Origin of the sequence: Paenibacillus sp. CF384, from assembly GCF_900106745.1 — a bacterium.
Lineage (GTDB): Bacteria > Bacillota > Bacilli > Paenibacillales > Paenibacillaceae > Paenibacillus_Z.
In genome coordinates this window covers 90,341-102,545 of record NZ_FNNV01000011.1, presented here as the reverse complement: position 1 = coordinate 102,545, position 12,205 = coordinate 90,341, and the positions used below count along the sequence as shown (strand labels likewise).

General features: G+C 40.3%; 10 protein-coding genes. 2 read left to right on the top strand and 8 right to left on the bottom strand.

All coding sequences use genetic code 11. The features are described 5' to 3' along the window. Positions 1-989 precede the first annotated feature (989 nt). Positions 990-1,736, bottom strand: a complete 747-nt coding sequence (locus BLW29_RS18405) for a hypothetical protein (protein WP_143044427.1) — start codon at positions 1,734-1,736, stop codon at positions 990-992. Between the two features lie 757 nt (positions 1,737-2,493). On the opposite strand from BLW29_RS18405, the gene BLW29_RS18400 reads away from it, so the two are divergent. Both BLW29_RS18400 and BLW29_RS31835 read left to right on the top strand, forming a co-directional pair. After that, the gene (locus BLW29_RS18400) at positions 2,494-4,035 is read left to right on the top strand and encodes a hypothetical protein (RefSeq protein ID WP_090982256.1); all 1,542 of its coding nucleotides are present in this window, start codon (positions 2,494-2,496) and stop codon (positions 4,033-4,035) included. Positions 4,036-4,244: 209 nt separating this feature from the next. Further along, on the top strand, positions 4,245-4,370 hold the full coding sequence (locus BLW29_RS31835) for a hypothetical protein (protein ID WP_256208712.1): 126 nt from the start codon (positions 4,245-4,247) through the stop codon (positions 4,368-4,370). A gap of 165 nt (positions 4,371-4,535) precedes the next feature. On the opposite strand, the gene BLW29_RS18395 is transcribed toward BLW29_RS31835, so the two are convergent. The 7 genes from BLW29_RS18395 to BLW29_RS18365 form a co-directional block, all read right to left on the bottom strand. Continuing rightward, entirely contained in the window at positions 4,536-5,531 is a 996-nt protein-coding gene (locus tag BLW29_RS18395) for a stalk domain-containing protein (RefSeq protein WP_090982254.1), read from the bottom strand. Between the two features lie 75 nt (positions 5,532-5,606). Further along, entirely contained in the window at positions 5,607-6,500 is an 894-nt protein-coding gene (galU, locus tag BLW29_RS18390) for a UTP--glucose-1-phosphate uridylyltransferase GalU (RefSeq protein WP_090982252.1), read from the bottom strand. After that, complete coding sequence (locus BLW29_RS18385) at positions 6,436-7,536, bottom strand: SDR family NAD(P)-dependent oxidoreductase (protein WP_090982250.1); 1,101 nt, start codon at positions 7,534-7,536, stop codon at positions 6,436-6,438. Before BLW29_RS18385 ends, galU begins: the two co-directional genes overlap by 65 nt. Then, positions 7,511-8,887, bottom strand: a complete 1,377-nt coding sequence (locus BLW29_RS18380) for a UDP-glucose dehydrogenase family protein (protein WP_090982248.1) — start codon at positions 8,885-8,887, stop codon at positions 7,511-7,513. The genes BLW29_RS18385 and BLW29_RS18380 overlap by 26 nt, the downstream gene beginning before the upstream one ends. 52 nt (positions 8,888-8,939) lie before the next feature. Then, positions 8,940-10,064, bottom strand: coding sequence for a non-hydrolyzing UDP-N-acetylglucosamine 2-epimerase (wecB, locus tag BLW29_RS18375; RefSeq protein WP_090982246.1), 1,125 nt, complete (start codon positions 10,062-10,064; stop codon positions 8,940-8,942). Between the two features lie 3 nt (positions 10,065-10,067). Beyond that, a complete protein-coding gene (locus BLW29_RS18370; RefSeq protein WP_090982245.1) occupies positions 10,068-11,177 on the bottom strand; it encodes a capsular polysaccharide biosynthesis protein CapF in 1,110 nt (369 codons plus the stop codon). Beyond that, the gene (locus tag BLW29_RS18365; protein ID WP_090982241.1) at positions 11,174-12,193 is read right to left on the bottom strand and encodes a polysaccharide biosynthesis protein; all 1,020 of its coding nucleotides are present in this window, start codon (positions 12,191-12,193) and stop codon (positions 11,174-11,176) included. Before BLW29_RS18365 ends, BLW29_RS18370 begins: the two co-directional genes overlap by 4 nt. Positions 12,194-12,205: the final 12 nt, after the last annotated feature.

Genomic DNA, 12,205 nt, shown 5'->3' with positions numbered 1-12,205 from the left:
GGGTATATTGGGTATGGAGGAATTTTCGGGCATCTTCTGAACTTCCAGAAATTTTCTACTCTATGGAGTGGACAAAGTTAACCTGAATGGGAAAGGGAACATTATTACAATTATTGATTGCATCCAATTGTTGATTGACAACAACAAGTTTATTAACACAACGAAGTCAGATATGCCGGGCGCAATGGATATCGAGCCGAATACAGCGGATACTGAAGTGATTTTAAGCCATGTTACTGTCTCTAAAAAACTTTAGTAATATTGGAAGGAACGTTGCTGCGATAGCAATATATCTATCAATTGCAGGTGGAACATACGTCTATCAGAACCTGAAAAACTTCACATTTGAAAGGATTCCATATTCAAAAGTATTCTGAGTATACTTTTGCTACAGAATAGCTTGGACGAGGAAATAACACAGGCACTCTGTATTGCGTAGAATATCGTTTTCAAGAACAATGTTGATGTGAAGGCGATCAAAAACACATTCAAGCACAACTGTAAAACGGCGAAACGCTTAATATATTCACCAATGACCGTTTAGAATCAGTAGGGATACATTTATTGATTTGGGGGAGCATCATTGTTAAACCAACAAACAATACCACGGTGAGCGCGTTCCTTAAAGCAGGGGGAGCAATATTGGCACCTTTGACAAATGTGCTAATCAATAACGCCTTTGCTAGTCTGTTAAACACTGTTTACGATGCAAATATAGTTGATTATGGTTTTACATTGGTTACTATTGAAAGGCGCACCTTACCTATTGCATTTAGATAATTGTAACAATGTTTAAAATAAAGGGTAGCACGAGTATGCCACCTACAGTGACTGATGGAACTGTAGTGACAACCCGAATAATTGATCTCTGGTAAACCGCGAGTATATCACCCAATGGTATTACCCGAAACAAGCAGAGGGTCTCGTTAACAGACACATATTACAGGAAAACGAATGATGCTACAAATGCCTGAGATGCATGGTATAAGTTAACTGCCGTGCTGGCTTAGTAATTTCTTAGCAGAAGATATCTTAACAGGCTGCTTCTCAGTAACTTCCACCTTTTCTAAATTGTTCAGGTAAATCATTACAAACGGGAGAATGCAGAGCATCCGGTGGAAGGTTAGCATCGGGTAACCTACTTCGAACATACAAAATATTACGAATAAGCTATTAGCAATCCGTCTGTTAGAAATATTATGCCTCATTAAAAAGAACAACCCAATGTAGATGGCGGCCACCATAAATATTGACCCTTTCAAAAAGTACACAATGTATCCGGAATCGGTAACGAAAAAGTCCTCAGAATACCACAGTCCGACAGGGAGCAAATTGTGGGTGATGTAGCTAATTGTATCTGCGAAAACTCCGTCATTAGAGTATCTACCAAGAAAACCATTGTTTTTTGAGTTAAATACTGAACGTATAGCGCTACTTGGGTTATACACATAAACGGCGGAAAAAATTGCAGCAATAGGTAAGCCAACCACTTTGAAAAATCTGTACTCCCTGACTAGGTGGACGAATATCAGAATCACGCCGATTAAAAGTAGAATGTAAGAAGAAACAGATTTTAAGTTGGCGATCAAGTATAAATCAGCTAAAGCTAGGCTCAAACTGAATTTGCTCTTTGTATGTATGAATGTTTGATAGCTCATATAGAAAAGGAGAAAAAAGAAGTTGCTAGCAATCGCATGTGATCCGAACACATTGACAGGTTTGTCAAATGCTAACATGTTAGATACCAACTCAGGGTAACCCATCGAAAAGTGGTTAATAAAAAACAGCTTCACAAAAAAAGACTGGTATACAATCAGTATACCTACGATAATATTTAACAAATTGATTAGAAGAAAGAGCTTCCGTAGAACGGCAAAGTTGTACTCTATCTTTAAAAATGAGATTGGATAAAGTAGCGATAAGGCTAAGAAAGGTAGATAGCTCCCCCACGAAATGCGTTCTAAACCACCGCTATTGAGGACTGTGTGCAGTAATGTCGATAATAACAAAATTATATTAATCAAAATTGAAATGAATATGTTACGCTTATTGGTCTTATTAAGAACTAAAAAAATAGATAGCAGAATTATCAATACGTAAGTATGTAGCAGAGTGAAATTCATTGAAATAACTCCTCCGCTCGACGAAGGGAATAAGAATCCTAGAAGGAGCAATAAAACAATTATTAGTGTACTGATATTACGTTTCATATCGTTATGATATTTCCCTTCTTCGACAAAATTTTCAAGATTCATTATAACACAGGGTGCAGCGACACGGAAGTTTGCCTGGTCAGATATTTGGATTCGTTCGCTGAGGACACATTTCACTCCTAATTTTAAGTTTACATGTTCTATTCCTAGTCACATTGCAAAATCCCTACCATTAAAGGACCCGTTTCCCCCCTTCTCATAACAAATTTCTCTATACGGATTATCGATAATAGTAAAAAATAATGATGTAAGCGCTTCACATATGAGAGGAGTGAAATTGATGAGAAAGAATTCACGCTTCATGTCTCTGTGTTTGTCACTTGCAATGCTGTTTGGCGCACTAGTCTTACCGTCCTCAGCCGGGGCGGCGTATGGCGATCGGATTACGATTACCGGTACGAACTTCTATGCAGGCGGTCAGCAGATTTTCATGAATGGGGCCAACACGCCGTGGAACAGCTGGAATGATTTTGGCGGGTCCTTCGACTACACGTGGTGGGATAACCATTTCCAAACGCTTCGCAACAACGGCATCAACTCCACGCGGATCTGGATTACCTGCGATGGCGAAGTCGGCATCAACATCAACAGCAGCGGTGTCGTCTCCGGTGCAACGACCGCTCACTGGAACAACCTCGACAGCCTGTTCCAAATCGCTCAAAATCGCGGCGTCTATGTCATGGCAACCCTGATGTCCTTCGACCACTTCAAGAACACCCACACCAACTACAACAGCTGGCGCAACATGCTCAGCACCAATGCCAATATCGACACCTACGTCAACAATTACGTCATTCCATTCGTAAATCGCTACAAGACCAACCCATGGCTCTGGTCCATCGACCTCATGAACGAGCCGGACTGGGTATATGAAGACGCTGCAGCGGGTCAAATCGCATGGGCACGCTTGCAAACGTATTTTGCCAAAGCAGCCGTCGCCATCCATCAGAACAGCAACATTTTAACCACCGTTGGCTTAGGCATGGTCAAGTATAACAGCGCCACCCAGTCCGGCTCCTCCGGCAACAAAATCAGCGACGCAGCCCTGCAAGCCCAAGTCAGCAACACGCTCGCGAAGGTCGACTTCTACTCTCCTCACTACTACGGCTGGCAGGATCCTTACTTCGGCATCCCATTCTACATGACGCCTACCGCGTTCGGCATCGTCCATGATCGCCCTGTCGTCATCGGTGAATCTCCGGCACTCGGTTCCACTGGTCATACCATTACGAGTGATTTCGCTAATGCATACACCAACGGCTACGCAGGCGTTATGCCTTGGACCTCTAACGGAGTTGATGCCAATGGCAGCATTACGAACCTAGGACCCGCTACACAAGCTTTCCGCGACGCTCACTACAATCTGGTGTTCCCGCCAGCGACAGGCGATAGCGCCAAGTTCAATTTTGAGAACAACTCCCTGCAAAGCTTCTTCGGTCGAAACGGCCTAGCCGTTTCTGCGAGCACAGACCGCGCCTATGCCGGCAGCTATTCCCTGAAAATGACCTCCAGCGCGACAGGCGTTGCTACTTACTATGCACAGCTCGATAATCCAAGCGGCCTAAGCGCGAACACAACACTTTCCTTCCGCGTCTGGGTACCAAGCGGCGCAGCCATCGCGTCCATCCAGCCTTATGTCCAAAGCAACAACTGGACCTGGTACGGCAATTATCAAACGTATGCTAGTCTGACCAAGAATGCATGGAACACGATCACCTTAACGATCCCTTCCGGCGCAGCCACGCCGATGAAGAACATCGGCGTTGAGCTCGTCACAACCGGAGCTTGGAGCGGAAGTATTTATGTAGACAGTATTAATTAAGCCGAACTACATTGTAGTTTTAAATCGAAGGGACTTATGTGCATGCACATAAGTCTCTTTATAGATTTATGAAGCTATACATTTAGGTATCTTCGCTAATATATACTCATACTTTCTTTAAAATATCTTTAGCATATCGACAAATTACAACACACTCCGCACCAGTACCTTAGTATGATATTTAATATATCCACAGGGAGGTAGACGGCATGCCAAATTACATTTTCAAAGAAGTATGGTCACCGTTGAAATTAATTGGTGTACGATTTTACCGCGATGATGACAACAATCTGTGGGTTAAAATGTGGTCCAAGCAAAGACGGCGTGTTGGCTGACCAAACCGTAAATCCATCCACGTTTATAACCTGTTTAGACTTCTCACTAAAACGAGAAGTCGGGCTTATAGTAAATTAAGATTCATATCAAAAGTGATGAGTTCTAGCAAAAAACGACTGCCCTCTGTTTTCACTGAGGAGCAGTCGTTTTGTTTGTACTGTCTGTTAGGCCATGCCCTTCATAATTTCTTTACCAGCCTCGACTTGGCTATTAAACTCTTTACGGTAGTCGGCAATGATAGCCGTGCTATATCCATTCGACTTCAGCTGCGTTTCAACTTCGCCTACGATCGTATTAAAGGAAGCTGTGCATGCATCAAGCTTGGCATAGCCTTGATTCTTCAGCTTTTCCTTCAGCTTCGCATCATCCGTGCTGATGTATTGGAGGCCAATATCCATCAATGACGCTTGGCAGCTATTCTGCAGGTTAGTCAGTCGCGACTGCGCATTAGACGTGATAGACTCGTAAGATGGTTTAACCGGTCCAGTTCCACCACCGCCAGTAGAGCCACCTGTCGATCCGCCGTTAGTACCGCCATTAGAGCCAGTACCAGTGCCACCCGTACCACCGTTATTACCTTGCGAGCCATGCTCCGCCCGATAAGCAGCCGATTCAGCCGATACCTGCTTCTTCACCGGATCCCACTGAATCGCTGTTCCTACCGCTTCCGACATGAAGCGTACCGGCACATACAACGCACCATTCACGATGTAGCCAGACTGTCCATCAGGAATCACTTTCGTTTTACCATCCACAACAACCTTCACACTCTTCGGTGTAAGCTGCACGGATACGCCGCCCTTAGCCGACACTTCATTACCATGTGCAATGACATTAGTAAGGTAGTCCTTCAATACAACAGCTTCTTGTTTACTTGGATTCGCCACAGTAACCTGGGATTTCTTAGCATCCCACTGAACGCTCTTCTGCAGCGCGTAAGAGACAAAGCGGAGCGGCACGTAAGATGTACCGTTTACTGCGAATACATACTGTCCATCTGGAAGCACAAGCGTCTTGCCGTCGAACACCATGTTGAAGGAGCTTGTCTTAACTTTGAGTGCATTTGATGGAGCTGCTGCAACAATGGATTGAATCGTAAGTAGTAATGCTGCGAACAAAATAAAGGATAGCGTTAATTTACTAGATTTGCGGTTTAACATTCGAATGCACCTCTTCTTAGAAAAAACTCATTATTATTCATAACCTTACACGAGCTCCGTTGAATCTCCGAATCTCTACAAAATAACTGCTTTCTTCTTACTTTCCTTCTCAGTTACTTGCTCCAAATACTCCAAAAACTCATCTCTTAAATCATCCCGTTTAAGAGCAAACTCTACTGTTGCTTGCAAGAATCCTTGCTTGTCTCCGACATCATACCTTTTTCCTTCGAAGGTATAGGCATACATAGCTTCTTTTTGTGCCAGAACTTTGAGCGCATCCGTAAGCTGGATCTCTCCGCCTTTTCCAGGCTCTGTACATTCCAGAATCTCAAAGATAGCAGGAGTAATGACGTATCTTCCTAGGATGGCTATATTGGAAGGTGCGTCTTCCAATGATGGCTTCTCAACAAGTCCTTTTACTTTGTAAATTCGATCTTCAATAAACTTACCTTCAACAATACCGTACTTGCTTACATCTTCATGTGGAATTTCCTGAACACCTAGAATAGTGGTCTTATACTCATCATAGATTTCCATCATCTGCTTCAAACAAGGCTTAGGATTATCAACGATATCATCACCTAGCATAACAGCAAACGGTTCATTGCCTATGAAACTTTTAGCGCAATGAATGGCATGCCCCAACCCTTTAGGCTCTTTCTGACGAATATAATGGATATTCACCATATCAGATATACCTCTAACTTGTTCTAACAAATCTAGCTTGCCTTTGGACTCTAGTTCCAATTCTAATTCGACGGATTTGTCGAAATGATCTTCAATGCTCTTCTTGTTTCGACCCGTTATGATCAAAATTTCTTCAATCCCAGATGCCACCGCTTCTTCAATAATATACTGAAGAGTTGGCTTGTCCACGATTGGGAGCATTTCCTTTGGTTGCGCCTTAGTTGCCGGAAGAAATCTTGTCCCTAGCCCTGCCGCGGGTATGATAGCCTTCCGAACCTTCATGTAACCTCTCTCCTTTTACCCCGTAATAATCAACATACCAGTTCGCAAACTTTTGCAAGCCTTCCTCAATCGGGGTTTCCGGTTTAAATCCTACAGCTTGCTGCAACGAATCTGTTGAAGCATAGGTTGCTGGCACATCTCCGGGTTTAATCGGTTCAAACACCTTATTAAATACTACTTCATTACCGGATGCATTGCTTAAAGACTTTTCTAATGTTTCAATAAAAGTCATTAGCTTCTCAGGTTTGTTATTTCCAATATTATAAATCTTGTTAGGAACAGACTCGGTAGGCGGATTACTTAATAGTCGTTCAATTCCTATTACAATATCGTCTACGTACGTAAAGTCACGATAAAGGTCGTTCTCAAAATCACCATTATTGTAGATGTGAATAGGTTGACCGGCAAAATATTTATCCGCAAATCCGAAATAGGCCATATCCGGACGACCCATTGGACCATATACAGTAAAAAATCGAAGACCTGTAGCCGGGATGTTGTACAGATGACTATATGTATACGCCATTAGCTCATTTGATTTCTTGGTAGATGCGTAAAGCGATACAGGAGTATCAACCATATCTGTTTCTTCAAAAGGCACTTTCTTGTTCGCACCATACACAGAGCTAGACGAAGCATAAACAAGATGTTCAACCGGGTAGGATCGGCAAGCTTCAAGAATGTTAAAGAAGCCAATAATATTGCTTTGAATATATACATCCGGATTCTCAATGGAATAACGAACGCCTGCTTGAGCAGCCAAATTCACCACATAGTTTGGTCTATGCTCTTCAAAAATAGCTGTAATTACTGATTTATCAGAGATATCAGCTTTAATAAACGTAAATTCCTCATAGGGTTGAAGCTGTTCCAGGCGTGCATGCTTAAGGTTAACATTATAGTAGTCATTGATATTATCAATACCAATGACTCGACATCCCTGCTCCAGAAGCTTCTTAGATAAGAAGGATCCAATAAAGCCAGCCGCTCCAGTAATAAGGTAAACTTTATTAGGATCTAAAGGTTTGAAGTTCAAGACGCTTCGACTCCCTGCTATCTTCTCTATGTGCAGGTATTCTGCCTACCGAGTGATACTCAACACCTGCACCTTTCATCGCATCAACTTGATACAAATTCCTGCCATCATATACTAAAGGAGTTCGCATCAGCGACTTATAAGCTTCCGCTGAAATGGCTTTGATCTCACCCCATTCAGTAAAGATGAAGCAAACATTCGCTCCCTCCAAAGCATCTTCAATGCAATTAACATACGTTATGTTGCCTCTTCCATGCTCACCTTCAGGATAAACTTTGGAGAAGTTTGCTTTTCCTACCGGATCATACGCATAAATATCTGCGCCTTGCTCTAATAATAAAGGTACATTCACTAGAGAAGCAGCTTCTCTCAAATCATCCGTGCCTGGCTTAAATGTAAGTCCAAGTACCGCAACCTTTAGACCATTGAAAGTGATTAGTCGCTTACTTGCTTTCTTATACAAGAGCGTTTTTTGGTCGTTATTTACATCAATAGCAGCCTTAACGGTTCTTAATTCGTAACCATTCTGCTTTGCTATATACTCGAGTGCCTTTGTATCTTTAGGGAAACATGACCCCCCAAAGCCAATGCCGGCATTTAAGAACTTGCTGCCAATTCGATCGTCGAAACTCATCCCTTTAGCAACATCTTGAATATCCGCACCGACTAACTCACACAGATTTGCAATGTCATTCATATAGGATATTTTAAGAGCAAGAAAATCATTTGCGGCATACTTAATCATTTCTGCGGATCTCCGATTGACAGAAACAATAGGTAATTTAAAGGGTTCATAGATTTTCTTTAGCAGCTCTTCAGCCCATGTACTCTCTGTACCGATAACAATACGATCAGCATGCAATGTATCACGGACCGCAGAACCCTGTGCCAAGAATTCAGGATTAGATGCTACTTCTACTCTTACATCGTTGACTAAGAAGTCATGAATGAACTGTTCTACTTTATCATTAGTACCGACCGGAACAGTGGACTTCACGACTACAAGACAGTCCTTTTCTACTGATTCCGCAATTTGCCTTGCTACGGTTGCTATGTAGGAGAGATTGGCAGAACCATCCGGCTGCTCTGGTGTACCAACACCTATAAAGATTGCATCAGCATCTCTATAAGCTGATTTATAATCAGTAGAGTAATTAATTCTCCCCGCAGAATAATTCTTACGCATTAACTCTTCCAATCCAGCTTCGTAGATTGGAGAAATACCAGATTTCATTAGATCTACTTTCTTTGAATCTATATCGACACAAGTAACCTGATGGCCCATTTCAGCAAAACAAACACCAGCAACTAGGCCAACATAACCCGTTCCTGCAACTGCTATATTATACATAGTTGCCACCTTTCTTACTTAAATCCTTTATTTATATCAGCGCTCAATTAGGCTATTCTCCCCAAACCACTCTATTAACATAGTCTTTGTATGAGAGTATAATTCTGAGAACTTTGTCAGAAACGTTTGGCATATTATAATCACAAACAAGTCTAAGTGTATTCCTTGTTTGTGTTTCTAATATTTCTAGCCCTTGTAATAATCTATCTTTTTTCACTCCTACCATCATTACTGATGCCTCTTCCATAGCTTCGGGTCTTTCATGAGCTTCCCTGATATTAAGTGCTCTTAATCCAAGAATAGAAGCTTCTTCACTTATTGTTCCACTATCACTAAGAACTGCTTTTGCTTTGATTTGAAGCTTGACATAGTCATTAAATCCTAATGGTTTTAATGTCTTTACTAGAGGATTGAACACTATCCCTTGAGTATTAATCATATTTCTAGTTCTAGGATGTGTACTTATTATTACAGGTAAACCATACTTTTCTGCTATAGAATTCAAACTGTCAACTAAATCTAAGAAGTTATTCACTGAGTTGATGTTCTCTTCTCTATGAGCTGATACAATAAAATATTTGCCTTCCTTTAGTTCTAGTCTCTCTAGAATATCTGATCTCTCAATATCATCTTTTCTTGAGTTGAGGACTTCAAACATGGGACTACCAGTTTTAATAATCCGATCCGCAGGTAAGCCTTCTCTTAATAAATATTCTCTGGCAATATCACTATATGTTAAATTAATATCCGCAATGTGATCTACTATCTTTCTATTTGTTTCTTCCGGCACTCTTTGGTCAAAGCATCTGTTTCCTGCCTCCATATGAAAGATAGGAATTTTTCTTTTCTTTGCCGCAATTGCACATAAACAGCTATTAGTATCACCTAATATTAATAGAGCATCCGGTTTAACTTTTTCCAAAATAGGATCAATTTTAACTAAAATATTACCAATTGTTTCTACCGCTGTTCCAAAAGCTGCATCAAGAAAAAAATCAGGTTTTTTTAAACTAAAATCGTTAAAAAACACTTCATTTAATTCATAATCATAATTTTGTCCAGTATGAACAAGTGTATGTTCAATTGCAATTGAGTCATCTAATTTATTAATTACTGCTGACAGTCTTATAATCTCAGGCCTTGTACCTACGACTGTCATTACTTTTAATTTGTTCACTCGCTATACCTCCAAGTAGAACGTGTCTGGTTTATCTTTATCAAAGTACTCATTCGCCCACATTATAGTGACCATATCATTATTACCAAGATTCTCAATATTATGTGTATAACCAGTAGGTATATCGACTACTTCCATTTTGTCCCCACTCACAAAATACTCAATAACGTTATCTGAATCAATTTTTCGGAATCGTATGACTCCAGTTCCACTTACAACAAGAAACTTTTCATTCTTTGTGTGGTGCCAATGGTTTCCTTTTGTTATACCAGGTCTAGAGATATTAACAGATACTTGCCCTCTTTCCGGAGTCTTAATAAACTCTGTGAAGGAACCTCTTTGATCTACGTTCATTTTGAGCTCATAACTAAATTGATCATCGGGTAGATAGCTAAGATAAGTACTATATAATTTTTTAGTGAATGCATCTGACATATCCGGTATTGAGCGTTCATCACGGCTTTTTTTAAATGAATAAACCAAATCAACGATTTCCCCAAGTGTTGTTCTATGTATAGTTGAAACTTCATAAAAATCTCCAACTAAATTAGTATCATTATTGAGAGTATTAATTAGATTATCAACTACATCATCAATATAAACTAAATTCATAATAACATTCGGATCATTAACGGTTATCGGTAATTGATAAGCGATGTTGTGACAGAATGTAGCTATGGCACTATTATAATTAGGTTTACACCATTTTCCAAAGACATTTGGAAAACGATAAACGAGTACATTTGCCCCTGTTTGTTTACTATATTCAAGCAGCAAGTTTTCACTTGCTTTTTTACTGATACCATATGGATTATCAAGCTCAGCTTGAGTAGAAGAAGCAAGCATTACCGGGCAAGTATTTTTATGTTTTTTCAACAAATTTAGTAGCGTCGATATAAAGCCATAGTTACCATCCATAAATTCAGACTGGTCTTTTGGTCGATTTACTCCAGCAAGGTGAAATATGAAATCCGCCTCCTTGCAATATTCATCAAGAAGCGAAGGATCTGTTTCTTTACTATACTCAAAAATGTTTGTATAATTTCGATTCTTTAATTCTGCAGTAAGATTTTTACCGATAAATCCTTTGGCACCGGTAACTAGTATTTTCATATTTTCCAACCTTTCAATTGCTCTTGTACGTAGTCAAGCATTAATAACTTATCTTTTATTTGTTCAGTATTTAATCTTTGTGTATTATGAGAGTTATATTCTTCTTCAGACGACAAACTCTCATTACCCTCAACAAAATACTTATCATAATTTAGATCTCTTTGATCTGCAGGTACTCGGTAAAATCCACCTAAATCACTTGACACTACATGCTCTTCCCTAGTAAGCAGAGTCTCATAAAGCTTCTCTCCATGACGAGTGCCTATGACTTTTATTTCGTTGTCCGCGTCAAATAACTCCTTAAGTGCTTGTGCAAGATCCCCAATAGTCGATGCTGGTGCTTTTTGCACCATAATATCACCAGCTTCAGCCTTATCGAATGCAAATATTACAAGCTCCACTGCTTCCTCAAGGCTCATTAAGAATCTAGTCATATTGGGATCCGTGATCGTTAGCGGTTTCCCATTTTTAATTTGTTCAATAAACAGAGGAATTACAGAACCTCTTGAGGCCATTACATTTCCGTAGCGAGTGCCACAAATTAAGGTCCTTTCTGGATCTACTGTTTTTGCTTTGGCTACAAACACCTTTTCCATCATTGCTTTAGATATGCCCATAGCATTGATAGGATACGCTGCTTTGTCAGTAGACAGACAAATCACTTTCTTTACTCCACTCTCAATAGCGCCTGTCAGAACATTATCTGTCCCAATTACGTTTGTCTTGACAGCTTCTAAGGGGAAAAACTCACAAGATGGAACCTGTTTTAATGCAGCCGCATGGAAGATATAGTCCACACCATGCATTGCATTTTTCACACTAGCTAAATCACGGACATCTCCGAGATAAAATTTGAGCTTCTCGCTTTTATAAACTTTACGCATATCATCTTGCTTTTTCTCATCCCTAGAAAATATTCGAATTTCTTTTATATCAGTACCTAGGAATCTCTTCATAACAGCGTTACCAAAGGAGCCTGTACCACCTGTAATTAATAAAGTTTTATCTTTAAACATCTCAACATCTCC

Coding starts and splice junctions, on each gene's coding strand:
- BLW29_RS18405 (WP_143044427.1), bottom strand. CDS start 1,736: ATGTTAGCATTTGACAAACCTGTCAATGTGTTCGGATCACATGCGATT.
- BLW29_RS18400 (WP_090982256.1), top strand. CDS start 2,494: ATGAGAAAGAATTCACGCTTCATGTCTCTGTGTTTGTCACTTGCAATG.
- BLW29_RS31835 (WP_256208712.1), top strand. CDS start 4,245: ATGCCAAATTACATTTTCAAAGAAGTATGGTCACCGTTGAAATTAATT.
- BLW29_RS18395 (WP_090982254.1), bottom strand. CDS start 5,531: ATGTTAAACCGCAAATCTAGTAAATTAACGCTATCCTTTATTTTGTTC.
- galU (WP_090982252.1), bottom strand. CDS start 6,500: ATGAAGGTTCGGAAGGCTATCATACCCGCGGCAGGGCTAGGGACAAGA.
- BLW29_RS18380 (WP_090982248.1), bottom strand. CDS start 8,887: ATGTATAATATAGCAGTTGCAGGAACGGGTTATGTTGGCCTAGTTGCT.
- BLW29_RS18370 (WP_090982245.1), bottom strand. CDS start 11,177: ATGAAAATACTAGTTACCGGTGCCAAAGGATTTATCGGTAAAAATCTT.
- BLW29_RS18365 (WP_090982241.1), bottom strand. CDS start 12,193: ATGTTTAAAGATAAAACTTTATTAATTACAGGTGGTACAGGCTCCTTT.